The following is a 22,534-nucleotide window of genomic DNA, read 5'->3' as shown; positions in this document are numbered from 1 at the left end:
TACTGACAATTGCCTATAAACAAACGGGCCTCCTTTGACTAAGGGAGGCCCGTTTGTTTATATTATCATCTATAAGCTTTTATACTTATTTCCTTACAATCTCACCATATAGATCGAAATCTTCAGCTCGGTCGATTTTTACCTGAACAAAATCACCAATGCGTGCATAAGAATCTACCGCGGGAATCAAGACCTCATTGTCGACCTCCGGAGAATCGTATTCTGTCCGGCCAATAAAGTAATCGCCGTCTACCCGATCAACCAGTACTTTATAGGTATTACCGACTTTAGACTGATTGATATCGTACGAAATACCTTGCTGTATTTCCATGATGGCTTCCACCCGTCCTTCTTTTACTTCCTGTGGCACATCGTCCTCCAGAGAATGTGCGTGCGTCTTTTCTTCGTGAGAATAGGTAAAACACCCTAATCTGTCAAAACGGGTTTCTTCAACCCAATCCAACATCTCCTGAAAATCCTGTTCAGTTTCACCTGGATAACCACAAATTAATGTTGTACGCAAAGCGATATCTGGAACTTTGTCACGTATTGCGTTGACAAGATCAATCTGTTTCTGTTTTGTTGTACCTCTTCGCATAGACTTCAACATCGGATCAGATATATGTTGTAGTGGCATATCCAAGTAATTACAGATATTCGAACGTTCGTTCATTGCGTCCAAAATATCCATTGGGAAACCCGAAGGATAGGCATACTGCAGTCTGATCCATTCGATACCATCAACATCTGACAAATGGCGCATTAAATCAGAAAGATTGCGCTTTCCATAAATATCTAAGCCATAATAGGTCAGGTCTTGTGCAATCAGAATCAATTCTTTCGTGCCGTTCGACGCAAGAAATTTTGCCTCTTTGACAAGATCGTCAATGGATTTAGAAACGTGTTTACCACGCATCAGGGGAATTGCACAAAAAGAACATGGTCGGTTACAACCTTCAGCGATCTTAAAGTAAGAAAAATGCGAAGGTGTTGTCAATAAGCGCTCACCCAATAACTCGTGTCGATAATCAGCACCAATGGATGACAATAGCTCCGGTAAATCGTTCGTACCGAAAAAGGCATCAACATTGGGGATTTCAGCCTGTAACTCCGGCTTATATCGTTCAGAAAGACAACCTGTAACGATCACTTTATTGATTTTACCCTGATCTTTTAAATCCGAATATTGTAAGATCGCATCAATTGATTCTTGTTTGGCATTATCAATAAAACCGCAGGTATTGATTACGACAATATCATTCGCTTGTATATTGGATGCTTCATGCACGACTTCCATCTGATTGCCCTTTAACTGGCCCATCAGGACTTCACTATCGTGAATATTTTTCGAACAGCCCAAGGTTACCACATTGACACGTGGTTTATTTATCAAAGGGGCTGGTTTCGCGTATTTTGTCTTCATATGATTAGACGGTAGACTCTATTTGAAAAGGGAGTCGACAAATTCCTTTTTGTTAAACAACTGAAGATCACCAATTTTCTCTCCTACACCAATATATTTCACCGGGATCTTAAATTGATCAGATATACCAATAACCACCCCGCCCTTCGCCGTTCCATCGAGTTTCGTCAATGCTAAAGCGTTCACATCGGTTGCCTGTGTAAATTGCGTACATTGCTCAATGGCGTTTTGCCCTGTTGATGCGTCCAAGACCAACAAGATTTCATGTGGTGCACCTGGAACAACCTTTTGCATAACATTCTTAATCTTCGTGAGCTCATTCATTAGCCCAACCTTATTGTGCAAACGGCCTGCGGTATCAATGATACACACATCTTCGCCATTTGCTACTGCCGATTTCACGGTATCATAAGCCACTGAAGCAGGATCCGAGCCCATGGCCTGAGCGACAACACGCACGCCAACACGCTCACCCCATAATTTAAGTTGATCAACAGCAGCCGCCCGAAAGGTATCCGCTGCCCCCAATACAACTTTGCTTCCAGCTTGTTTCAGCTGATGAGCCAGTTTGCCAATAGTCGTTGTCTTGCCAACCCCATTGACACCTACAACCATAATAACGTATGGTTTATGATCGCCATAATTGAAATTCTCGAAATCAGCACTATTGTTCTCTGCCAGTAGCGTTTGAATTTCTTCTTTCAGGAGATTGTTGAGCTCAGAAGTAGAAACGTACTTATCTCGGGCAACACGGGCCTGTATGCGATCAATGATTTTTAAGGTAGTCGTAACCCCAACATCAGAAGTAACCAAAACCTCTTCCAGATTATCCAGCACATCGTCATCTACTGTTGATTTACCAACGACAGCTTTTGTAATCTTGGAAAGAAAGCCTTCTTTTGTTTTTTCCAAACCTTTGTCTAAGGCCTGTTCTTCTTCTTGTGTTTGTGGTTTTTTCTTAAAAAAATCAAATAATCCCATGGAGTGTAGTAGTGAAAATTGATGTTCAAATATAAACAAATGTCCTCAACAAAAAAAGCCCTTTCGGTAGGATACCAAAACGGCTATTTTTATCGAATTCTTTTTAAAGAAAAACTTTAAAAAAGGAAAATGCTACTCGTTATTTTTGAGCTGCAGCAACGACGTCTTTCACTTTATCGTTGTGAACCATACCTTCTTTGAAAGTATACGCGCCAGTTTTTGCAGATTTAGTAGTAATAATAACCTTTGTAAATTCTTTACCGCCACCTTTTTGTAACGATGCAACTGCTTTCTTTGCCATGGTATATTAATATTTTACTTAGCCTCTCTTTCAAGTGCTAAGATGTGTGACTTACTTAATTTCTTTATGAACAGTAACTTTTCTCAATACTGGGTTGAATTTTTTCAATTCCAAACGCTCAGTTGTGTTCTTTTTGTTTTTAGTAGTGATGTAACGAGACATTCCCGGAAGACCACTTTCTTTGTGTTCAGTACATTCTAAGATAACTTGTACTCTATTTCCTTTTTTAGCCATTGTTTTACTTTATTTTGAATCCTATTATAGGATTGAAATTCATGAATAATCTTAATGTAACAGGCGCGACAATCAATTAGATTGACCCTTTAACGATAAATTTATTGATCGCTGCTGTAATCCCGTTCTTATTGATAGTCTTGATAGCAGAAGTAGATACTTTCAACGTAATCCAACGATCTTCTTCTGGAATGTAAAAACGTTTCGTTTGTAAATTTGGATAGAATTTACGTTTAGTTTTAACGTTTGAGTGAGAAACGTTATTTCCTGTTAACGCCGCTTTGCCTGTTAAATCACAAATTCTTGACATGATATTATTTTTTTGTTGTCTTTATTACAATATGTTAATCCTTTGCACTCTCTGCAAAGAGTTTGCAAATATCTATATTTTTTTTTGGATAAGCAACAAGATAATTGGAATTATTTTTAAAAATAGTTCTACACAGGAAGGGTAAGGGCAAAAATAAAGGATTTTATTGTATTATATTTGCTCTGTAAAGAAAAATAGTTTTCAACAATTCACATTTATGAACAAATATCTTCGCAAGGGCTTAAGGGAAATAATCATTGGTGTCGTACTTGTAATCTTAGGATATTACCTCATGGAACAACGCTCCAACTGGTATAAACTTGCTATGCTTGTCGGAGTTATTGTATTTAGTATCGGTGTCCTGACTTTGATCTATCGCATGATTCGTAAAGTAGACCGAAATGCCATTATGGAGATGCGCGAAGAATCGCATAAAAAAGAGAAAGAAGGAGATGCTGATCAAAACTAGGGGTATTGTCCTAAAAACAACCAACTATTCGGAGAGTAGCCTTGTTGCGCAGCTCTACACCGAACAGTTTGGGATGCAATCCTATCTCATCACGGGCGCAAGGAAGCCTAAAGCAAAGATCAAGGCCAATATTCTTCAACCCTTACATTTACTGGAAATTGTCGCTACACATAAAGATAATGGTTCTTTACAGCGGATCTCCGAAGCGCGTCAAGTCCCTGTCTTGCAAGAAATACCTTATGATATTGTTAAAAGCTCGCTCGCACTTTTTCTGAATGAAATACTCTATAAAATTCTGAAGGAACAAGAAAATGACGATTATCTTTTTGAATTCATCCATCAGTCTGTACGTTGGCTAGATGAAACGCATTTAAATCTGGCCAATTTCCATCTTGTTTTTTTAATCAAGCTAACCCGCTTTCTCGGGTTTTATCCCGCTGAATCAAAACAGGCCCACCCTTATTTTAATCTTCATGAAGCTACCTTCTCCGATAGCCTTCCTGAACACCCGCTTGTATTACAGGAACCACATACGTCAATTTTCAGAAATTTAATCGAATCCGAATATTCGAATTGTGACCGCATAAAAATGACCGCTTCTGATCGACAATTCCTGCTGGAAAAAGTGCTCGACTTCTATCGTCTCCACCGCACAAATTTTAAAGAAATAAAATCGCTCTATATACTCGAAGAAATATTTAGATAAGCTACGCACAGCTTTCTCCTTTGAAAGCGAATTCTATGCTGCCTTTAGATCCAAAACAGGCGGATGAACGCGGCTATTCTTTTGCGCAAGCGCAGCAACTGTAGCTCTTCCAAACACTTACCCTTTTATAATAATTGATCTCTCGGATAAATTCTTGGTACATTTATTGTAAAAAAATTGAAATAACATTTTGATTTACTAGCATCATTTTCACCTAAAAAAGTCTTAAAATATGGAACTTAAAGAAAACTTTTTAAAGGTTGTTCGAGACAACTATGCCAACTTTGAAGGAAGGGCTCGCCGTAAGGAATATTGGATGTTTTTCCTTGCAAATCTCATCATTAGCGCAATATTTGCAATACTTGGACAAATTGCAAGCTTATTTACGTATGTCTCAGGTTTAGTAAGTTTAGCTTTACTAATTCCTGGAATAGCCGTTACGGTCCGAAGATTACATGACACCAATAAATCAGGCTGGTTTATATTAGTTGCATTGATTCCATTTATTGGTTGGATCTACCTGCTTTACTTATTGGTACTGGAAGGCGACAAGGCTTCAAATCAATATGGTCCAGATCCCAAAGGGATGGAAAACGTAACAAATCATCCTTTTACTCAAAGCCAAGATCCCTTCGGTTCTTCTCGGCCACAGGACCCATTTGGAAGTTCACAACCATCAAATCCTACGCCACCAGCACCTGATAAAGATCCTTTTGCTTAGATGCTAACAGCATAAAAAAAGCTTTCACAATTGTGAAAGCTTTTTTTATATTATTTTGCTTCTTCTCTATACCACATCAATGGTCGTCAAAAGAAAATATTCGATAGCCTACAAACATGTATACGCTCGTCGAATGCAATCCAATAAAAAATTAATGTCTGTGTTTTTTCTTTTGTTGTCCCGGAGCAAAATCACGTGCCGACTGCTCACCATAGTATTTTTTAGCATGCCCAGGAGGCATTCTTTTCGGACCACGGCCATGACCATGGTGATGATGGGCAGAATAACAGGCCGACATGGATAGCGCAATAACAACAGACAGCCCCAATACTAGAATACGTTTCATCTTCACTAACTATTTTTAAATATCCTATTACAATTATCAGTCCAAATTATTTACTCAAGCAAGTAAACACGCCCTGTCGCAGAATATCCTTTTCTAAGAGCCAGATTTCCCATAAAATAAAAAAGCCCATGCTGTTCGCATAGGCCTTTTCACAATAAATATATCTTGAATCTAATTAGATAACTCTTACATTTACCGCATTAAGACCTTTACGGCCTTGTTCAACTTCGTAAGATACATTGTCATTCTCACGAACTTTGTCTACTAATCCAGAAACGTGAACAAAAATTTCGCTCTCGCCTGAGTTAGGGATGATGAAACCGAAACCTTTGGTCTCATTAAAGAATTTTACTTTACCTTCTTGCATGGCACTATATTATTAATTTCCCTAAAGGTAGAGAAATAAAATCAAAAATCTTAACCTTTTTATTTTTTTTATCCGTTAAACTTTTTCATAAACTTTGGCTCCAATCTTGTAGCAATGCGATAATGGCAATCGTATTATTATAAAAAGTTAAAGACGAAAAATATGAAAAAAATACTATTAGGACTAGCCTTTTTAGGTTTGATGACCCAAGTAAACGCGCAACAAATGGTTAATAAAGAATTTGTATCTACGGTAGGCCGTGCAGAAGAAGAAGTAACACCAGATATTATCTATATTGATGTTACCCTAAAAGAGTTTTATGAGAACGGTAACACGAAGAAAAAGGCCGCAATAGAAAAGCTAGAAAAAGATCTGTTCGATTCGGCGACAAAAGCGGGTGTAAAAAAAGAAGATTTTACCATCCAGAATATCTGGAGCTATAATGTTCCGGATAAAAAGAAAAAAGACACCGATATCTTGCTCTCCAGACAATACCGTATTAAGGTAACCAACTTGAACAATTTGGGCCAACTATTAGACGGTGTTGACAAAGCCGGTATCCAAAGCACCTATATTAGCGAATATGATTATTCAAAGAAAAAGGAGTTGGAAAAAAGTTTAAAAACCAAGGCGGTATTGGATGCAAAAGTCAATGCTCAAATTTTGGCAGAAGCCGCAGGCCAAAAAATTGGTAAAGCGATCGTATTATCTGAAACACCACAACAAATTATATTTGGCGTACAACCGATGATGCGTAATGCCATGTATAAAGGTGCTATGGCCGAAGCAGCAGACAGCGCTGGTGACAGTGGGTTAGATTTAAATATCAGACCGATGAAAGTTACGAGTGAAATCAGCGCTTCATTTGAGTTATTGTAATCATGCATAGGGAAAAAACTCCAGCAGATAAATTAAAACAAATTGACCAAGATTTCGGTTGGATTGACCGAATATCTTGGTTAATGGATAATCAATTCAAGATTGGAAACTTTCGCTTCGGACTTGATCCAGTCTTGAATCTCATCCCCTTAGGTGGCGCGATAGCGGGCTTCGGAACCTCTCTGGTTCTTGTCATAGCCATGTGGCGTAACGGCGCCAGTCCAAAATTAGTCATACGCATGTTACTCAATATCTCGATTGATGCTGTTTTGGGTAGCATTCCTTTCCTCGGAAACTTTTTTGATTTTTTTAGCAAGGCCAATGAAAAGAACATCAAATTATTACGACAACATTACTACGAAGGCAAGCATTCAGGCTCGGGTATCGGTATAATCATCAGTATTCTAACGGTCTTCTTCTTATTCATCGGTGTTACATTTTATCTTATCTGGACGTTATTCTCTTGGGCATTCTCGCTATTGAATACCCTCGGATCCTAAATAAACCTCCTTGCTTCACCTATAGGGCAGAATCCTTCGCATTTCTCTTAAAACAGTTGCCCATATCTAATATCTATTTAATAATTTTGATCGCGATAGTCATCGTGTTATGACATCCAGAACTTAATCTCAAATTTAAAATGAGCAAAAAAAGAATATTTGCACTGATTTTGATCGTCATCATGCTGGCCGCAATTTTGACTAACCCAAGCAAAGAGGAACACGAAAAGGTTGTACGCGCGAAAGCTGAACAGCTATTGAAAAGCCAGCTTCATGCGAAAGATCAAGAGTTTTTCGGATTGGGGATGCAGCTCTTCGGAAATGACATCGTCGATAAATTTATCCAAAGTTCCGTTGTGGTCGACAACTACTATTTGTTTTCGCTAACCAAAATAAAATGGCAGGGTACAGAACAGATTATCGGTGGCGGAGCTTTTAAATACATCTGGCTGAGCCCAAAAATTGATGAAAAGGCCGACGAAATTATTGCTGCATTGAAAAAGATTTAACATGCCTTTAGAAATACTTTATCAAGACGAATCCATCGTTGCAATCAATAAACCACATGGACTATTGGTGCACCGATCTGCTATTGCGCGCGATGCTTCAGCGTTTGCCCTACAGCTCCTTCGGGACCAATTAGGAAAAACCGTTTATCCCGCACATCGTTTGGACCGGAAGACCGGAGGCATTCTGTTATTTTCATTAAATAAGGAGACGGACCAATACTTACAAAAAAGTTTTCAGGAGCGTAAGATCGACAAAAAATACCTCGCTGTTCTGAGGGGCTTCGCGCCAGCAGAAGGCCTGATTGACTATCCCTTAAAAAGGGACGATGGCACCGTTCAGGAAGCACAAACATCTTTTCGCTTACTTGCTCAAGGCGAGTTGGCCGTTCCCTTCGGAAAATTTCCGACAGCACGATACAGTCTCGTCGAAGCCAACCCAATTACGGGTCGTATGCATCAGTTACGTCGCCATTTTGCACATATCTTTCATCCCATTATCGGCGATCGTCCGCACGGATGCAACAAACAAAACAGGTTCTGGAAAGAAGCCTACCAAATGGATACCATGCTATTGCATGCGTCGGAACTGACCTTTAAACATCCATTATCGGGCGACGATATTCACATCAAAGCGCCTCTACAACCCGATTTCATCCGGGTATTGGAAATATTAAACCTCAACGCGATATGTTAAAATTGATTCTCGAAGCCATTATCAGCATATCCGGTATTACCGCAGCTTCCGGTATCGTCTACCAGAACAGGCAGATACATATCGTTTCTGACAATAGCAATTATATCTACAGCTATAGTATCACAGACCAAAAGTTGTCAAAAACGGCACTACGGCAGTCTGATCCAATGGAAAATAGGGCTAAAGCAGCTAAAATGGATTTGGAATCGATCACTTTCGATGGAAGCCGCTATTATCTCTATGGTTCTGGTTCTACCCCAAACAGAAACACTCGTTTTATTTGGGACGGCAAAACAGTCCTTCAGGAAGACTACAGTAACATCTATTCTTCCTTAATGGAAAAATTCAATATTTCCAAAGAAGACTTCAATATTGAAGGCGTAGTTCATTTAAAAGATAAGATCTTATTTTTTAACCGGGGAAATGGCCCTAAAGGCATAAATGCCATTTTAGAGTATCATCCGCTTGCTGCTGAACAATCCCGCTGTATCCCGATTGAACTACCCAAGCTCAATGGCATCTCGACAGGTTTCTCAGATGCCACCCTGGTTGGAAATGAAATCTATTTTATTGCTACCGCCGAAAATGCAAAATCGACTTATCTGGATGGAGAGATCAGTGGTTCCCTCCTTGGAAAAATACCTTCCGATCTTTCCGGCAAACCCGAGACATTCGAAATTCCCGAAAAGCATAAATTTGAAGGAATCACATTGAAAGAGGAAACTGCCCATGGCCTAATGTTCCTACTATGTGAAGATACCGATAGCGAAGATGATCATATGACCATCTATTCGCTCCGGGTAAGCAATTAAATCGATTGTTCTAAAATGGATTCACAGTGAGGAATCACGTATATTTTATTAAATTTGTAGCTGATTAAAACTTAATTTTTATGTTAAAAAATACTGCCCTTTCGGAGACGCACATTGCTTTAGGAGCAAAAATGGTTCCCTTTGCAGGCTTCAACATGCCCGTACAATACACAGGCATCAATGATGAGCACGAAACAGTTCGCACAGGTGTAGGAGTTTTTGATGTAAGCCACATGGGTGAATTCATCCTAAAAGGGGAAAAAGCCCTGGATCTACTTCAAAAAATCTCTTCCAATGATGTGTCAAAATTATACGATGGCAAAGTTCAATATGCTTATATCCCCAATGAAACTGGCGGTGTAGTTGATGACTTCCTAACATACCGTATAGACGATAAGACATATTTTTTGGTTGTGAATGCGTCAAATATTGAGAAAGACTGGAACTGGATCTCCAAATACAATACAGCTGGTGTGGAGATGAAGAATATCTCTGATCAAACCTCCTTATTCGCGGTACAAGGTCCTAAGGCTGCAGATGCACTTCAATCGCTTACCGACATCGAATTAGCTCCAATGGAATATTATACCTTTGCAAAAGGTACATTTGCGGGCGTAGAGAATGTGTTGGTTTCTGCAACAGGATATACGGGAGCTGGAGGTTTTGAAATCTATGTGGCCAATGAAGATGCCCAAAAAGTATGGGATGCTATTTTCGAAGCCGGTAAAGCTTATGGAATCAAACCTATTGGTTTAGGTGCCCGTGATACTTTACGTCTAGAAATGGGTTTCTGCCTATACGGAAATGACATCGACGATAATACCTCTCCTTTAGAAGGCGGTTTAGGCTGGGTAACGAAGTTTACAAAAGACTTTGTGAATTCTGCGGCGCTTAAAGCGGAAAAAGAAGCTGGTCTAAAGAAAAAGCTCGTTGGTTTCGAAATGATTGACAGAGGCATTCCTCGTCATGATTACGAAATTGTTGATGCTGATGGAAATGTAATTGGACGTGTGACTTCAGGTACACAATCACCAACATTGAAAAAATCAATCGGTTTAGGTTATGTGGACACAGCCTTTTCAAAAGACGGCACCGAGATCTTCATTCTGATCCGTAATCAAAAAATAAAAGCAAAAGTAACAAAACCACCATTTGTGAAGTAATAAAAAAAGCCTGCTTAAAGCAGGCTTTTTTTATTACTTCTTCTTTTGTTTTGTAATAAGTTGTTGTTTACCGCTTTCTTTTTGCTGAATAAGTGATCGAACCCGTTTGCTTAAAACAACACGGAGATAGATCAAAACCACCAAAAAGGCGATGGATAATCCCGTTACCAGCATGTTGCCGGCCTTATACCCTTCAAAACCACTGTAAACTAAAAATACAATAGCCAAACTCAACACTATATTTAGAAAAAAATACTTTAACATATCACTTTTTTATTAATCCCAATACCCGCTGTCTCCATCCGCCAAAGAAATAGAATGCTCCACCAACAATGTTTAATAAAACAATCGTCAAAGCCATCAGCATCCTTTCTGTGTTAGAAATTGTCCTCGAAAGCATGATTTCCCGTAGAACCAATATTACCCATAGGAGAGACAATAGAATGGAAAGGCTACCTAATATGGGGAATATACCAAGGTTAAATAATCGCGCTAAAATAGCTACGCTATAAAAAGCAAGACTAAACAAGAAAGCTTGCTTAGTCTGATGCTCCAAATTTTTCATCTTAATAAACGTCTAACTCTGGATCGATTTCCTCTTTCCAAGCTAAAATTCCGCCTTTTAAATTTGCAAGATTGTCAAAACCCTGTTGTTCCAATAACATAATCGCCTGTGCAGAACGTTTTCCAGAACGGCATTGTACGATAACAGGTTTATCTTTCGCAATCTTATCAGCTTCGATCAGTATACCTGAAAGTGGAATATTCAATCCATTTAAATTGGATACTTCATACTCAAAGGATTCACGAACGTCTATCAACTGAAAATCTTCGTTGTTATCGATTTTATTCTTTAATTCTTGTACAGATACTTCTTTCATTTTCAAACAATTTAATAGTCAAATATACTACATTTTTTCCGAAAGTGTTCGCTTTCCTGGATGCTCAAAATCAGTCGATGTTGCTAAGAGTAGCCTCAATTTTTAGTGTATTAACGGCATTAGAAATCTTAGATGGGTTTTGCCTGTCATCGGATCATTTGAAATGGATCATTTTAGGAAGTTTATTGTCTGCACAATTCGCTTGTAGAATTTTCCTTATCTTCACCCAGACTTTACTAAGCTTTATATGAATTCAATACCTAAAATTATACTGTCTATATCTTTACTTGCACTCTCGGCAGTAAGCTATGGACAGCAAGTTATTTCCGAGCAGGAACGCCAAGATGTGAGCCGCATACTCAATACCCTAGCCGCTGACGATATGCGTGGGAGATCGGCTTTGACAAAAGACATCGAACCAGCTGCAGATTTTATCGCTGCCGAAATGAAGAGAATAGGCCTTAGCCCCTACGCAGAACAAAATTACAGGCAAACATTCCAATTGGATAAAATCTCTCCGGTAAGCAAATCCGCAACCATCAATAAGCAGCTGATCCCAGCTGACCATGTTATTTCACTTGGAAACCACGTTGATTTACAGTGGGATAATCGAAGTAGCCTTAACATCGTCGAAATAAAATCGGGCGATGATTTTGCGAAAGTATTTAGAGAACATTCTCTAGCCAAAGAAAATACACTTGTATTGGTAGACCCCTCCTTTGAAAGCTATTTTGTGCGTTTTGGTCAAATGCTCAACTCTCCTAAATTTATAGAGGACCCCTCCAAACAAAAACCATCAATTGTCTACCTTTTAACAGCGGAGAAACCCCAAACTTTTCAAATTCATATTGAACGGAAGCTTCAAAATTTCCCCTTGTTTAACGTGGCAGGAATCATCCCCGGGAAAAGTAAACCGAACGAATACGTTATCTTTTCGGGACATTACGATCATATTGGCATCCTTCAGGCAGTAGGCCAAGATTCTATTGCCAATGGCGCCGATGACGATGCCTCAGGTGTGACCGCAATGTTAACCCTGGCAGATTACTACAAAAAACAAAATAATAATGAAAGGACCCTTATTTTCGTCGCTTTTACGGCAGAAGAACTGGGCATGTATGGCTCAAAATATTTTTCCAACCATATCAATGCGGACCAGGTAGTCGCTATGATCAATATGGAAATGATCGGAAAAGATTCCAAATTCGGTCCCAATACAGTGTATATTACAAGATACGATCAGTCGAATCTTGGTGAATTAATGCAGGAAAATTTAAAAAATACAAATTTCCGATTCTATCCTGATCCATATACCAAACAAAATCTCTTTTATCGAAGCGATAATGCGGTATTGGCAGCCAAAGGTGTGCCTGCGCATTCATTTTCAACATCCCAAATGGATAAGGATGAATATTACCATACCGTAAAAGATGAAGTGTCTACATTGAATGTTCAGAATATCATTTCCAGTATAGAAGCGATCGCCATAGGCACCTCCGGAATTGTAACAGGCAAACAAACACCTTCACGGGTCGAAAAACTAAAAGATTAGGCGACAGGCCTAAGCTTTTACTTCTTTTTGCATGACATAATCGTTTAGCACATAATCATAATAAGGAATATCAATCGTTTCAATGACCTCAAAGCCCTGCTTCAAATAGAAATGGTAAGCAGGATTATTTCTATTTACGTTCAATTCAAGAATCCCTTTACCCTTTAAGATGGTTTTTTCTGAAGCGAAGTCTATCAGCGCCTTTCCGAAGCCTTTTCCTTGCACATTGGGCATCAAATAAAGCTTTTCAATACGTATACGATCCTCAAGAGTTCGCAAGGCAATAAATCCCTGACCGATACCATCTTCTTTCAAGACATAAAAAAATTGGCCATTAACCATACTTTCTGCAAGTCCCTCAACGGTATAGCTTTTTTCGAGCATAAAGTCAATTTGATCTTGTGAAAGTATCTCTCCATAAGTAACAGGCCAAATACTATGCGCCATATTTGAAATGCTTCTGATATCGCTTTGTTCTGCCAATTCTATTGTTATCATGCAATCTTTTCTCCTATTAAAATGTATTTTATATGGGAAAATTTAAGGACAAATAAGCCGTCTTTTTCCATTTCGTATTCGTTGTCATTGATCTTAATCAAGCCTTCGTGCGTGTTTTTTTCATCAGCATCAAGCCCCTCAATTCGGATTCTTTCCCCTGTAGGCTTCCATTTGGTGAAGCCTGTTGTCACAAAACAATAGCGAACTCCTTTAGAGATAAGCACAATATTAATCTGCTCCAGATAGGGCTGGTAATAAGCCACATCAAGCTGATCAGTCAGGATATTCACCGCTTTGTATTGATGTGCTATCAGGTATTCTATAGCCGTCTTTAGAAAATCATTATCATAGGAAATGATCTTTAAATTTTCCTGTGAATCGTTAATGGATTTTTTTGTAAAAACGATATCGAACTTATAACCACGCGCATCCAATAAATCGATAGTTTCCGCCTCAATGACAATTGTGGGGCTCCATTCCAGCAGCTGCCCCAAGCCCTCTTCGTCGATGAGGAAAAGGTCTTCAATCAGTAATGCAGGTTCCTGATTCTCTCGAACAATGTGATGAGATGACATATATAATTTAATAACCGAGCCTACGCAAGGTAATGTATGCCATCAACCCCGTACTAATCTCCAAAGAAGTCTCATCCACGTCAAAGGTCGGCGTATGGACAGCTGAAGAGATACCACGTGCTGCATTACCTGTACCCAAACGATAGAAACAAGCATTAATTTCTTGTGAATAATAGGAAAAATCCTCCGCGGCAGGCCATAGATCTAAGTCTACCACATTTTCCTTGCCGAGATACTCTTCTGCAAATGTCCGTGCACTTTTAGTCAATTGGGGCTCATTGATTAGAAAAGGATAGCCCTTACGGACTTCAAATTCACAAGTCGCTCCCATACTTTCAGCAATGCTCACAGCAATCTTTACCATGCGCGCATGTGCTTCAGCACGCCACTCCTCATCAAATGTGCGAAACGTACCTTCCAGATAAACCTGATCGGGAATAATATTTGTAGCTCCGTTGGCCATAATCTTTCCGAAAGATAGCACAGTCGGTGTACGTGGATCTGCAAAACGACTAGCAATCTGCTGCAAAGCGGTAATGATCTGTGCTGTAATAACAATTGGATCAATATTTTGATGCGGGTGCGCACCATGCCCGCCCCTGCCTTTGACTGTCATAAACAGTTCATCGCAGGAAGCCATATATTTTCCCTCACGGAAACCAACCTTGCCTACCTCAATAAAGGGCATCACATGCTGACCTATTATGGCTGAGGGGGCAGGATTCTGCAAAGCGCCCTCTTTGATCATTAAGGAAGCTCCTCCTGGCAAGCGCTCTTCGCCAGGCTGGAAGATCAATTTGATCGTTCCTCCAAATTCGGCTTTTAGGCTATTCAATATTTTAGCTGTCCCCAAAAGTGAGGAGGTATGTACATCATGGCCACAGGCATGCATCACTCCTGGGGTGTTGGAACCATATGAACGCCCCTCCACTTCTTGAATTGGTAAAGCATCCATATCTGCGCGCAACGCGATAACTTCATCTGAGGGTAGGTCACCTTTGATTAAAGCGACAATCCCCGTATCAGCTTTAGCCTCATAAGGAATTCCCAATTCATCCAATTGCTTTTTTACAAATGCCGAGGTATTGTATTCTTCGAAGGAAAGTTCAGGATTCTGATGAAGATGTCTACGGTTGGAAACCGTATCTTCAAAATATTGATGAGCTAAGGCCAGGACTTTTTCTTTCGTACTTGCCATAAGGTTGATTGATTTATTGATATACAAAAACGTTCTCTGAAAAAACAAAGACGTTGCTAAAATATTGACGTAACTCGCGCATGAAGGCATTTGCTTCAGAGCGACTTCTAAAATCACCTACCTTGACGCGATAATTGGGTTCATCATAGGTGATATAAGTATCAATATCTTTATACATACTTCGGAAACGTGTCTGCTCCGAAAAGGCCTGATTCCGATTCGATCCAGCAAAGATCTGTACACGGAATCCCCTTACTTTGACCCGCGTCGCCGCTGAGCGGACAACGGGTTTAGCAGGAACTACTGTCGCTTTGCTTTCGACAGGATTGATCCCCATAGCTGCCCTGAAATTTTGAAGCTGTGTAATCAATGAATCTTTGGTTACAATTACTCCACCTTTTTCTTGTGCGTTTACCTGAACTAGCGCAAACAACACAAGTGCATGTATGAAAATCAATCCTCTCTTCAGCATAGTTTAACCTTTCTTATCGATTAGTTATTTGCGCCGTGGCAATTTTTATATTTTTTTCCTGAACCACAAGGACATTCGTCATTGCGTCCAACAGTATTCTCGTTACGAACAGGTTCTTTTGGACCTTCATTCACATCCTCCTCACTCACACCTGTAGGCGAAGCCAATTCAGCTTTCGTTTCAATCGTTTTTACTGGAGCCTGCTGTACTTGTCTCGCTTGCATAGAAGTCGGTTCTTGACCAGGGATCTCTCCTTTGAAAATAAAGCTAACGACATCCTTATTCATTGAAGCCAACATCGATTTAAACAAATCAAATGCCTCCATTTTATAAATGATAATCGGATCCTTTTGTTCATAAACAGCATTTTGAACCGATTGTTTCAAATCATCCATTTCACGCAGGTGCTCTTTCCAAGCCTCATCGATTAATGCCAATACGATTCCTTTTTCAAAAGATTTGAAAACTTCTTTACCGTTGCTTTCGATGGCTTTTTTCAAATTCGCCGAAACTTGAATGCCACGGATACCATCCGTAAATGGAATAACGACATTTTCGACGATCTGACCTCTTTCCGCATACACATTATTCAATACAGGAACTGTCAAAGCACCAACGGCCTCAATTTTATGGTGGTAAGCGTTAATTGCATGCTCAAAAAGACGATCAGTCAAGCCTTCAATTTTACCCTGTGCAAATTCTTCTGCTGTAATTTCTGGTGTGATCGCAAAAATACGGATTACTTCGATTTGGAAATCTTCGTAATTACCTTGCTCTTTTGCTTCAACGACAATTTCTTCTGCTACATCAAAAATCATGTTGTTCAAATCCACGTCTAAACGTTCTCCAAACAAAGCATTTTTACGTTTCGAATAAATTACGGTACGTTGGGAGTTCATTACATCATCGTATTCCAATAGACGTTTACGGATACCGAAGTTATTCTCCTCCACTTTACGCTGTGCGCGTTCGATGGATTTGGTCAACATACTATGTTGCATCACCTCGCCCTCTTCAACACCCATTTTCACCATGATGTTAGAGATTCTCTCTGAAGCGAATAAGCGCATCAAGTTATCTTCCAAAGAAACGAAGAATTGCGAAGAACCTGGATCTCCCTGACGACCGGCACGACCACGTAACTGACGGTCAACACGACGAGATTCGTGTCTTTCGGTACCGATAATGGCAAGACCACCAGCTTTTTTAACTTCTTCGGTCAATTTAATATCCGTACCACGACCAGCCATATTCGTCGCGATGGTTACTTGTCCTGGGCGTCCAGCTTCAGCGACGATATCAGCTTCTTTTTGGTGTAACTTCGCATTTAATACGTTATGCTTGATCTTACGTAATTGAAGCATACGGCTCAATAACTCCGAAATTTCAACCGATGTGGTACCGACCAATACTGGCCGTCCCTGCTCTGTCAATCGTTGGATTTCTTCAGCTACAGCATTGTATTTTTCACGGGCCGTACGATAGATCAAATCTTGACGATCATCACGTTGGATTCCACGATTTGTCGGAATTTCTACGACATCCAATTTATAAATTTCCCAAAGCTCACCGGCCTCTGTCGACGCTGTACCCGTCATACCCGAAAGTTTGTGGTACATGCGGAAGTAATTTTGCAATGTAATCGTTGCGTAAGTTTGTGTCGCATCTTCTACTTTCACATTCTCCTTTGCTTCGATCGCCTGGTGCAGACCATCTGAGTAACGACGGCCATCCATGATACGACCTGTTTGCTCATCGACAATTTTCACTTTACCTTCATCAACGATATATTCAACATCATTTTCAAACAAGGTATATGCTTTTAACAACTGGTTGATCGAGTGGATACGCTCTGCTTTAATCGAATAATCGCGCAACATATCTTCTTTCTGAGCTGCCTTTTCTTCCAAAGTCAACGAAGACTTTTCAATTTCGGCAATCTCAGTACCAACATCCGGTAAAATAAAGAATGAAGGATCTTCACCTGTTGCTGTAATCAACTCGATACCTTTTTCTGTCAATTCTACTTGGTTGTTCTTTTCATCAATCACAAAATAAAGTTCTGCATCTACTTTAGGCATATTTTTATTTTGCTCTTGCATATAGTAGTTTTCTACTTTTTGTAAGATCGAACGATTAGCGCCTTCGCTTAAGAACTTGATTAATGCTTTATTTTTAGGCAAACCTCTGTACGCTCTTAATAATGCCAAACCGCCGCCTTCAACGTCAGAATCACCTGCCGCCAGCGCTTTTTTAGCATCATTCAAGACGGTATTGATGTACGCTTTCTGTACATGCACCAAACGCTCGATACGTGGTTTTAATTGGTAGAATTCGTGTTGATCGCCACGAGGAATCGGACCTGAGATAATCAATGGTGTACGGGCATCATCAATCAATACGGAGTCAACCTCATCGACCATGGCAAAGTGTAATTTTCCTTGCACCAATGCGTCCGGAGTCTGAACCATATTATCACGTAGATAATCGAAACCAAACTCGTTATTCGTACCATATACGATATCCGATTGATAAGCTTTACGACGTTGCGGGGAATTCGGCTGATGTTTATCAATACAGTCAACAGATAGCCCATGGAACTCAAATAACGGAGCATTCCACTCCGAGTCACGACGAGCAAGGTAATCATTCACCGTTACAATGTGTACGCCTTGACCAGAAAGAGCATTTAGATAGGTCGGTAATGTTCCTACCAACGTTTTACCCTCACCGGTTGCCATCTCGGCAATTTTACCACTGTGCAATACAATACCACCGATTAATTGGACATCATAGTGTACCATGTTCCAAGTGACCTCAGTACCTGCAGCCATCCATTTGTTTTTCCAAATCGCCTTATCACCATTGATGATAACGTTTGATTTGTAAACAGCCAATTCTCTGTCAAAATCGTTGGCAGTAACTTCTAATTCTTCGTTTTCTGTCAAACGTCTTGAAGTTTCTTTTACCACGGCAAATGCCTCCGGCAAAATATCCTTCAATACCTCTTCCAACTTCTTGTCACGGTCTTTGGACAATTTGTCCACTTGCTCGTAAATAGAAGTTTTCTTTGCCATATCGTCCTCGTCTTGATCCGCTTCTTTTTTAAGCGTGTCAATTTCTTGGTCAATATCGGCTAGGTAATTTTTAATTCTTTCTTTGAAATCAACGGTCTTGGCACGTAACTCGTCATTGGTTAGATTTGAAAGCTTCTCATATTCAGCTTTGATTTGGTCTACCACAGGCTGAATTCCCTTGATATCTCTCTCGGATTTACTTCCAAATAATTTACTTAAAAACTTTAACATAATTTTTTTTCTATCTCAACTTAAGATTTTGTACAATAATGACTCCAAAGTAAAATTGCAGACAATTTGACACTAATCGGGCAAATTTAGTTATTAGATATGATATCTAACAGCTTACATCCATTTTTTTTACGTTATTTTTATTGAAAATGTCAGTTCCTTACAGCCTGCAAGAATCCTCTACCTATTTATCCCCTTTTACGCCATCTTGACGTGAAGTTTTTCTGAGCAATATGAGCTTTAAACCGACAGTCAATTTATGATAAAAACAACTTACGGTCTGAATGCGGAATGAATCCCAGTTCCTGTGCCTTTTCAAACATCTTCGTAATTGCATCACGTCCTTCAAGCCCCAATGCTACTGAATATTTATTGACATAAAGTTCAATATGCTTGTACATCACCTCTTCACTCATTTCCTGTGCATGTGCACGAATGAATTCAAGCCCAGATTTCGGATTGGCAAATGCAAATTCTACACTTTCTTTCAAAATCGTATTCAACGTCTCCTTCACTTCTTGTGGCAGACTACGTTTTACGACAATTCCTCCAAGAGGAATCGGAAATTTTGTCGTCTTCTCCCAATACTCACCCAGATCCACCACCTTATGCAGTCCTTTTTCGGCATAGGTGAACCTATTTTCATGAATAATCAACCCTAAGTCGATGGATCCATCCAGTAAAGCTCCTTCAATATCCGAAAAAACAAGTTCTACTTTATTTTTTAATTCGGCGAATGCCAGGCTTAACAAAAAATTAGCCGTGGTATATTTCCCTGGATACCCTACTTTCAATTGATCAAACCCATCTAAACTTTCGGCCCGATCTAATTTTTGCTGCAGCAATTTTGCTAATTTCGGATCCTTCGTAATCAGCATAGGTCCTACACCAAATCCTAAAGCACTCCCTGCATCGAGCAACTCATAATCTTCAACAGCGTAGGCAAAGGCATGATAGCTCAGCTTGGTAATGTCAAGATCGCCTTGAAAAGCTTTCAGGTTCAAGGTCTCCACATCTTGATATTCCACCTCAAAATCCAGTCCTTTGGTATCTATCTTATGATGAATCAATGCATCAAAAATAAATGTATCGTTTGGACATGGAGAAAATCCTAATGTTAATTTCATGTTGTACAAAATTTTTCCCGTCGGTCAGATGGGGTTTATGAATTTTAATCAAACTGTAATTCTATGCGTGATCAGGTATAGTATCATAGCCAAAAAAGTACTTGCAATAATTCCTTTTCCCAGGTGATCTTTCCCCGATCGATACGCAAAACGTAAAAGCACTAAATTAACCAATACAGCTATAGTGTAGATGGCCATAGGCTTCTCGGGTAAAAAATGAAGTTCAAGATCCGTAAAACGTACTAAAATATAAGCCAATACTGGAGATACAGTACCGATACCCAATCCGATCCAGCTATTATTTTTCACGTTTATCGCCTCCCCTTGTATTTCCCAAATGATCAAAGCTCCATGAATTCAATTCTGGAATGGCGTGATGTGCCGTCATATCGAACTGTGTCGGAACGACAGATACATAACCATTGGCCAATGCAAAACTATCGGTATCTTCTCCTCTGTCCTGCAAGACAAATTTACCCGTTGTCCAATAATAATCACGATTGTGTGGATCAATACGTTCATCAAATTCTTCTACCCAATGTCCTCCTGCCTGTCTGCAAATTTTAATACCTTTAAAACCTGCTGTTTGGGGAAAATTAACATTCAGCAATGTATTTTTAGGGAGACCGTTAGCCAGCACCTGCTCGGCAATAGAAATCACGTAGGGTCTGCAATAGCTAAAATCCGCATCGTGAGAAAAATTATCAAGCGAAAACCCCACAGAAGGAATCCCTTCAATGGCCCCCTCTACCGCAGCAGACATCGTACCGGAATATAAAACATTGATTGAATTGTTGAGCCCATGATTGATCCCCGATACACATATATCGGGCTTTTGCCCTTTAAAAACTTTATTTACAGCAAGTTTTACACAATCTACTGGCGTTCCTGAACACTGGTACATTTCAACCCCTTCATATAAATTGATTTTATCCAAACGTAGTGGCCTACCAAGTGTAATGGCATGCCCCATTCCAGATTGTGCCGAATCAGGAGCAACGACAACTACATTTCCGATTTTCTGCATCTCTTCCAACAGCACCTTAATACCTGGCGCTGTAATACCGTCATCGTTAACAACTAAAATATTGGGTTTCATATGTAAATAATTTGCTTTTTAGATGGTCATAAGGGACCCCCAGTCCTCTCGGTCCGTGTTTATGCGTTTAGAATATGGGAATTTCTTCTTTACCATACACGAAGTTAGTAAATCTGAAACCGAGATGTAAATAATATTGACACAACAGGTAATTATTATCTGCAAAGGCCGCACATTAGGACGCCAAACAGTAAAAGCAACTGTGGAAAACAGCGGTTCAAACGAACACATGGAAGTTGGAAAAGAGCGATGAGATTTGGGTGCATCAAATGAGGATCAGATGATGACCAAATTCAATGTTTTGACAGTGCTTGTTCAGTGCTTGTTCAGTGAACACTGAAGGAATACTGACTGATTACTGTTTAAAAATTGGTTAAAAACTGTTATTAAGTAGAATTTGGTCGAAGTATATTGCAGTCATAATAGCCATGTCGATTATCTTAAAGTTGCTACCGCTTTCGGAAAACCAACCGATCACTACGACATCGTTTGCGTAAGATTGTATCGCAATTGACAAATATTAGCCCTAAATTTAGCATTCAAACAAAAATAATAATTCAGTTATGAGCATTAATTTTGAATCCCGCTATGCAATAGGGCCAAAGGAATACAAAACTTTAGATACACAAGGATTAAGGGAGAATTTTCTAATTGAAACAGTTTTTGAAGCAGACAAAATTAATTTTATCTATACCCACTACGATCGCTATATGGCCGGTGGAGCAATGCCTGTAAGCTCAAAAATCAAATTAGACACCATTCCCGCATTATTAAAAGAACCTTACTTCCTTTCTAGAAGAGAGTTGGGTATTATCAATGTCGGTGGGAACGGTCAAGTCGAAGTTGACGGCATTATTTATGATCTCAATACCAAAGAAGCCCTTTATATCGGTCAAGGTGCTCAGGAAGTTTATTTTTCAAGCCAGGATGCTGCAAAACCAGCAAAATTCTATTTAAACTCTACACCTGCACATTGCAGCTATCCAACTAAAAAGGTAACGAAAGAAGATGCGAATAAACTAGAATTGGGTTCATTGGAAACTGCCAACCACCGTACGATCAACCAGATGTTATTGAACAAAGTGGTACAAACCTGCCAATTACAGATGGGCATGACTGAGTTAAAACCCGGATCTGTATGGAATACAATGCCATCCCACACCCACGATCGTCGTATGGAAGTCTATTTCTACTTTGAATTACCTGAAGGTCAGGCTGTATCACATTTTATGGGACCTATCGATGAAACCCGCCATATTTGGATACACAACGATCAGGCTGTAATTTCACCGCCATGGTCAATTCACTCAGGAGCAGGAACGTCCAATTATACATTTATATGGGGAATGGCAGGTGAAAATTTAGATTATGATGATATGGACAAATGTGCCATCACAGAATTGAAGTAA

29 protein-coding genes are annotated in these 22,534 nt (G+C 39.6%); 11 read left to right on the top strand and 18 right to left on the bottom strand.

Features of this window, described 5'->3' with window-relative positions:
• Window positions 1-85: 85 nt before the first annotated feature.
• The 5 genes from rimO to rpmB form a co-directional block, all read right to left on the bottom strand.
• On the bottom strand, window positions 86-1,423 hold the full coding sequence (gene rimO, locus L1283_RS09460) for a 30S ribosomal protein S12 methylthiotransferase RimO (RefSeq protein WP_070562563.1): 1,338 nt from the start codon (window positions 1,421-1,423) through the stop codon (window positions 86-88).
• An 18-nt stretch (window positions 1,424-1,441) separates the two neighbouring features.
• Entirely contained in the window at window positions 1,442-2,404 is a 963-nt protein-coding gene (ftsY, locus tag L1283_RS09455) for a signal recognition particle-docking protein FtsY (protein ID WP_046672598.1), read from the bottom strand.
• A gap of 139 nt (window positions 2,405-2,543) precedes the next feature.
• Window positions 2,544-2,705, bottom strand: coding sequence for a DUF4295 domain-containing protein (locus tag L1283_RS09450; protein ID WP_070562566.1), 162 nt, complete (start codon window positions 2,703-2,705; stop codon window positions 2,544-2,546).
• A gap of 51 nt (window positions 2,706-2,756) precedes the next feature.
• Window positions 2,757-2,939, bottom strand: a complete 183-nt coding sequence (rpmG, locus tag L1283_RS09445; RefSeq protein WP_002998409.1) for a 50S ribosomal protein L33 — start codon at window positions 2,937-2,939, stop codon at window positions 2,757-2,759.
• A 76-nt stretch (window positions 2,940-3,015) separates the two neighbouring features.
• The gene (rpmB, locus tag L1283_RS09440) at window positions 3,016-3,249 is read right to left on the bottom strand and encodes a 50S ribosomal protein L28 (protein WP_046672597.1); all 234 of its coding nucleotides are present in this window, start codon (window positions 3,247-3,249) and stop codon (window positions 3,016-3,018) included.
• Between the two features lie 217 nt (window positions 3,250-3,466).
• Here rpmB and L1283_RS09435 point away from each other — a divergent pair, with 217 nt between their 5' ends.
• From L1283_RS09435 to L1283_RS09425, 3 genes are all read left to right on the top strand, one after another.
• Window positions 3,467-3,718: a hypothetical protein gene (locus L1283_RS09435; RefSeq protein ID WP_046672596.1), complete on the top strand. Its 252-nt coding sequence runs from the start codon at window positions 3,467-3,469 to the stop codon at window positions 3,716-3,718.
• Window positions 3,702-4,424 carry a DNA repair protein RecO gene (gene recO / locus L1283_RS09430; RefSeq protein WP_429626069.1) on the top strand — a complete coding sequence of 241 codons (723 nt, stop codon included), beginning with the start codon at window positions 3,702-3,704 and terminating at the stop codon, window positions 4,422-4,424. The genes L1283_RS09435 and recO overlap by 17 nt, the downstream gene beginning before the upstream one ends.
• A gap of 232 nt (window positions 4,425-4,656) precedes the next feature.
• Complete coding sequence (locus tag L1283_RS09425; protein ID WP_201639939.1) at window positions 4,657-5,145, top strand: DUF805 domain-containing protein; 489 nt, start codon at window positions 4,657-4,659, stop codon at window positions 5,143-5,145.
• Window positions 5,146-5,296: 151 nt separating this feature from the next.
• On the opposite strand, the gene L1283_RS09420 is transcribed toward L1283_RS09425, so the two are convergent.
• Window positions 5,297-5,491 carry a hypothetical protein gene (locus tag L1283_RS09420; RefSeq protein ID WP_046672594.1) on the bottom strand — a complete coding sequence of 65 codons (195 nt, stop codon included), beginning with the start codon at window positions 5,489-5,491 and terminating at the stop codon, window positions 5,297-5,299.
• Between the two features lie 175 nt (window positions 5,492-5,666).
• Window positions 5,667-5,858, bottom strand: a complete 192-nt coding sequence (locus L1283_RS09415; protein ID WP_046672593.1) for a cold-shock protein — start codon at window positions 5,856-5,858, stop codon at window positions 5,667-5,669.
• Between the two features lie 162 nt (window positions 5,859-6,020).
• Between L1283_RS09415 and L1283_RS09410 the strand changes: the two genes are divergently transcribed.
• The 6 genes from L1283_RS09410 to gcvT all read left to right on the top strand — a co-directional run bounded on the left by L1283_RS09410 (window position 6,021) and on the right by gcvT (window position 10,415).
• Window positions 6,021-6,737, top strand: coding sequence for an SIMPL domain-containing protein (locus L1283_RS09410; RefSeq protein ID WP_046672592.1), 717 nt, complete (start codon window positions 6,021-6,023; stop codon window positions 6,735-6,737).
• Between the two features lie 2 nt (window positions 6,738-6,739).
• On the top strand, window positions 6,740-7,237 hold the full coding sequence (locus L1283_RS09405; protein ID WP_070562577.1) for a DUF4112 domain-containing protein: 498 nt from the start codon (window positions 6,740-6,742) through the stop codon (window positions 7,235-7,237).
• A gap of 140 nt (window positions 7,238-7,377) precedes the next feature.
• Entirely contained in the window at window positions 7,378-7,746 is a 369-nt protein-coding gene (locus L1283_RS09400; RefSeq protein ID WP_070562579.1) for a DUF4359 domain-containing protein, read from the top strand.
• Window position 7,747: 1 nt separating this feature from the next.
• On the top strand, window positions 7,748-8,440 hold the full coding sequence (locus L1283_RS09395; protein WP_429626068.1) for a pseudouridine synthase: 693 nt from the start codon (window positions 7,748-7,750) through the stop codon (window positions 8,438-8,440).
• The gene (locus L1283_RS09390) at window positions 8,434-9,252 is read left to right on the top strand and encodes a DUF6929 family protein (protein ID WP_429626067.1); all 819 of its coding nucleotides are present in this window, start codon (window positions 8,434-8,436) and stop codon (window positions 9,250-9,252) included. The genes L1283_RS09395 and L1283_RS09390 overlap by 7 nt, the downstream gene beginning before the upstream one ends.
• Window positions 9,253-9,332: 80 nt before the next feature.
• Window positions 9,333-10,415 (top strand): glycine cleavage system aminomethyltransferase GcvT, encoded by a 1,083-nt coding sequence (gcvT, locus tag L1283_RS09385; protein WP_070562585.1) that lies wholly within the window; start codon window positions 9,333-9,335, stop codon window positions 10,413-10,415.
• Window positions 10,416-10,448: 33 nt separating this feature from the next.
• Here the strand turns inward: gcvT and L1283_RS09380 are convergent, their stop codons facing one another.
• From L1283_RS09380 to L1283_RS09370, 3 genes are read right to left on the bottom strand one after another with little or no spacing between them, the layout of a single operon-like run.
• Window positions 10,449-10,679 carry a DUF6358 family protein gene (locus L1283_RS09380; RefSeq protein ID WP_070562589.1) on the bottom strand — a complete coding sequence of 77 codons (231 nt, stop codon included), beginning with the start codon at window positions 10,677-10,679 and terminating at the stop codon, window positions 10,449-10,451.
• A 1-nt stretch (window position 10,680) separates the two neighbouring features.
• A complete protein-coding gene (locus L1283_RS09375; RefSeq protein WP_046672585.1) occupies window positions 10,681-10,980 on the bottom strand; it encodes a hypothetical protein in 300 nt (99 codons plus the stop codon).
• A gap of 1 nt (window position 10,981) precedes the next feature.
• Window positions 10,982-11,296: a rhodanese-like domain-containing protein gene (locus L1283_RS09370; protein WP_070562591.1), complete on the bottom strand. Its 315-nt coding sequence runs from the start codon at window positions 11,294-11,296 to the stop codon at window positions 10,982-10,984.
• 247 nt (window positions 11,297-11,543) lie between these two features.
• Between L1283_RS09370 and L1283_RS09365 the strand changes: the two genes are divergently transcribed.
• Entirely contained in the window at window positions 11,544-12,848 is a 1,305-nt protein-coding gene (locus tag L1283_RS09365; RefSeq protein WP_429626066.1) for a M20/M25/M40 family metallo-hydrolase, read from the top strand.
• Between the two features lie 9 nt (window positions 12,849-12,857).
• Here L1283_RS09365 and L1283_RS09360 read toward each other — a convergent pair whose 3' ends face one another.
• The 8 genes from L1283_RS09360 to surE all read right to left on the bottom strand — a co-directional run bounded on the left by L1283_RS09360 (window position 12,858) and on the right by surE (window position 21,125).
• On the bottom strand, window positions 12,858-13,346 hold the full coding sequence (locus L1283_RS09360; RefSeq protein WP_286844807.1) for a GNAT family N-acetyltransferase: 489 nt from the start codon (window positions 13,344-13,346) through the stop codon (window positions 12,858-12,860).
• Entirely contained in the window at window positions 13,343-13,921 is a 579-nt protein-coding gene (locus L1283_RS09355) for a hypothetical protein (RefSeq protein ID WP_070562597.1), read from the bottom strand. Before L1283_RS09355 ends, L1283_RS09360 begins: the two co-directional genes overlap by 4 nt.
• A 7-nt stretch (window positions 13,922-13,928) precedes the next feature.
• Entirely contained in the window at window positions 13,929-15,119 is a 1,191-nt protein-coding gene (locus L1283_RS09350) for a M20 metallopeptidase family protein (protein ID WP_112375450.1), read from the bottom strand.
• Between the two features lie 13 nt (window positions 15,120-15,132).
• Window positions 15,133-15,591 (bottom strand): SPOR domain-containing protein, encoded by a 459-nt coding sequence (locus tag L1283_RS09345; RefSeq protein WP_088159759.1) that lies wholly within the window; start codon window positions 15,589-15,591, stop codon window positions 15,133-15,135.
• 20 nt (window positions 15,592-15,611) lie between these two features.
• Window positions 15,612-18,899 (bottom strand): preprotein translocase subunit SecA, encoded by a 3,288-nt coding sequence (gene secA / locus L1283_RS09340; RefSeq protein WP_112375175.1) that lies wholly within the window; start codon window positions 18,897-18,899, stop codon window positions 15,612-15,614.
• Between the two features lie 257 nt (window positions 18,900-19,156).
• A complete protein-coding gene (locus L1283_RS09335; RefSeq protein WP_429626065.1) occupies window positions 19,157-20,026 on the bottom strand; it encodes a 1,4-dihydroxy-6-naphthoate synthase in 870 nt (289 codons plus the stop codon).
• 48 nt (window positions 20,027-20,074) lie between these two features.
• Window positions 20,075-20,335 carry a hypothetical protein gene (locus L1283_RS09330; RefSeq protein WP_046672577.1) on the bottom strand — a complete coding sequence of 87 codons (261 nt, stop codon included), beginning with the start codon at window positions 20,333-20,335 and terminating at the stop codon, window positions 20,075-20,077.
• Window positions 20,325-21,125 (bottom strand): 5'/3'-nucleotidase SurE, encoded by an 801-nt coding sequence (gene surE, locus L1283_RS09325; RefSeq protein WP_046672576.1) that lies wholly within the window; start codon window positions 21,123-21,125, stop codon window positions 20,325-20,327. Before surE ends, L1283_RS09330 begins: the two co-directional genes overlap by 11 nt.
• Before the next feature lie 563 nt (window positions 21,126-21,688).
• Between surE and kduI the strand changes: the two genes are divergently transcribed.
• Window positions 21,689-22,534 (top strand): 5-dehydro-4-deoxy-D-glucuronate isomerase, encoded by an 846-nt coding sequence (gene kduI, locus L1283_RS09320; protein ID WP_429626064.1) that lies wholly within the window; start codon window positions 21,689-21,691, stop codon window positions 22,532-22,534.

The organism is Sphingobacterium sp. HSC-15S19, from assembly GCF_050433745.1.
Classification (GTDB): Bacteria; Bacteroidota; Bacteroidia; order Sphingobacteriales; family Sphingobacteriaceae; genus Sphingobacterium; species Sphingobacterium siyangense.
The sequence above is the reverse complement of the archived record's forward strand: the minus strand, read 5'-3'. Positions and strand labels throughout refer to the sequence as shown.

What these genes read in the sequence shown, in the direction of transcription:
- rimO (WP_070562563.1), bottom strand. Translation starts at nt 1,423, where the DNA reads ATGAAGACAAAATACGCGAAACCAGCCCCTTTGATAAATAAACCACGT.
- ftsY (WP_046672598.1), bottom strand. Translation starts at nt 2,404, where the DNA reads ATGGGATTATTTGATTTTTTTAAGAAAAAACCACAAACACAAGAAGAA.
- L1283_RS09450 (WP_070562566.1), bottom strand. Translation starts at nt 2,705, where the DNA reads ATGGCAAAGAAAGCAGTTGCATCGTTACAAAAAGGTGGCGGTAAAGAA.
- rpmG (WP_002998409.1), bottom strand. Translation starts at nt 2,939, where the DNA reads ATGGCTAAAAAAGGAAATAGAGTACAAGTTATCTTAGAATGTACTGAA.
- rpmB (WP_046672597.1), bottom strand. Translation starts at nt 3,249, where the DNA reads ATGTCAAGAATTTGTGATTTAACAGGCAAAGCGGCGTTAACAGGAAAT.
- L1283_RS09435 (WP_046672596.1), top strand. Translation starts at nt 3,467, where the DNA reads ATGAACAAATATCTTCGCAAGGGCTTAAGGGAAATAATCATTGGTGTC.
- recO (WP_429626069.1), top strand. Translation starts at nt 3,702, where the DNA reads ATGCTGATCAAAACTAGGGGTATTGTCCTAAAAACAACCAACTATTCG.
- L1283_RS09425 (WP_201639939.1), top strand. Translation starts at nt 4,657, where the DNA reads ATGGAACTTAAAGAAAACTTTTTAAAGGTTGTTCGAGACAACTATGCC.
- L1283_RS09420 (WP_046672594.1), bottom strand. Translation starts at nt 5,491, where the DNA reads ATGAAACGTATTCTAGTATTGGGGCTGTCTGTTGTTATTGCGCTATCC.
- L1283_RS09415 (WP_046672593.1), bottom strand. Translation starts at nt 5,858, where the DNA reads ATGCAAGAAGGTAAAGTAAAATTCTTTAATGAGACCAAAGGTTTCGGT.
- L1283_RS09410 (WP_046672592.1), top strand. Translation starts at nt 6,021, where the DNA reads ATGAAAAAAATACTATTAGGACTAGCCTTTTTAGGTTTGATGACCCAA.
- L1283_RS09405 (WP_070562577.1), top strand. Translation starts at nt 6,740, where the DNA reads ATGCATAGGGAAAAAACTCCAGCAGATAAATTAAAACAAATTGACCAA.
- L1283_RS09400 (WP_070562579.1), top strand. Translation starts at nt 7,378, where the DNA reads ATGAGCAAAAAAAGAATATTTGCACTGATTTTGATCGTCATCATGCTG.
- L1283_RS09395 (WP_429626068.1), top strand. Translation starts at nt 7,748, where the DNA reads ATGCCTTTAGAAATACTTTATCAAGACGAATCCATCGTTGCAATCAAT.
- L1283_RS09390 (WP_429626067.1), top strand. Translation starts at nt 8,434, where the DNA reads ATGTTAAAATTGATTCTCGAAGCCATTATCAGCATATCCGGTATTACC.
- gcvT (WP_070562585.1), top strand. Translation starts at nt 9,333, where the DNA reads ATGTTAAAAAATACTGCCCTTTCGGAGACGCACATTGCTTTAGGAGCA.
- L1283_RS09380 (WP_070562589.1), bottom strand. Translation starts at nt 10,679, where the DNA reads ATGTTAAAGTATTTTTTTCTAAATATAGTGTTGAGTTTGGCTATTGTA.
- L1283_RS09375 (WP_046672585.1), bottom strand. Translation starts at nt 10,980, where the DNA reads ATGAAAAATTTGGAGCATCAGACTAAGCAAGCTTTCTTGTTTAGTCTT.
- L1283_RS09370 (WP_070562591.1), bottom strand. Translation starts at nt 11,296, where the DNA reads ATGAAAGAAGTATCTGTACAAGAATTAAAGAATAAAATCGATAACAAC.
- L1283_RS09365 (WP_429626066.1), top strand. Translation starts at nt 11,544, where the DNA reads ATGAATTCAATACCTAAAATTATACTGTCTATATCTTTACTTGCACTC.
- L1283_RS09360 (WP_286844807.1), bottom strand. Translation starts at nt 13,346, where the DNA reads ATGATAACAATAGAATTGGCAGAACAAAGCGATATCAGAAGCATTTCA.
- L1283_RS09355 (WP_070562597.1), bottom strand. Translation starts at nt 13,921, where the DNA reads ATGTCATCTCATCACATTGTTCGAGAGAATCAGGAACCTGCATTACTG.
- L1283_RS09350 (WP_112375450.1), bottom strand. Translation starts at nt 15,119, where the DNA reads ATGGCAAGTACGAAAGAAAAAGTCCTGGCCTTAGCTCATCAATATTTT.
- L1283_RS09345 (WP_088159759.1), bottom strand. Translation starts at nt 15,591, where the DNA reads ATGCTGAAGAGAGGATTGATTTTCATACATGCACTTGTGTTGTTTGCG.
- secA (WP_112375175.1), bottom strand. Translation starts at nt 18,899, where the DNA reads ATGTTAAAGTTTTTAAGTAAATTATTTGGAAGTAAATCCGAGAGAGAT.
- L1283_RS09335 (WP_429626065.1), bottom strand. Translation starts at nt 20,026, where the DNA reads ATGAAATTAACATTAGGATTTTCTCCATGTCCAAACGATACATTTATT.
- surE (WP_046672576.1), bottom strand. Translation starts at nt 21,125, where the DNA reads ATGAAACCCAATATTTTAGTTGTTAACGATGACGGTATTACAGCGCCA.
- kduI (WP_429626064.1), top strand. Translation starts at nt 21,689, where the DNA reads ATGAGCATTAATTTTGAATCCCGCTATGCAATAGGGCCAAAGGAATAC.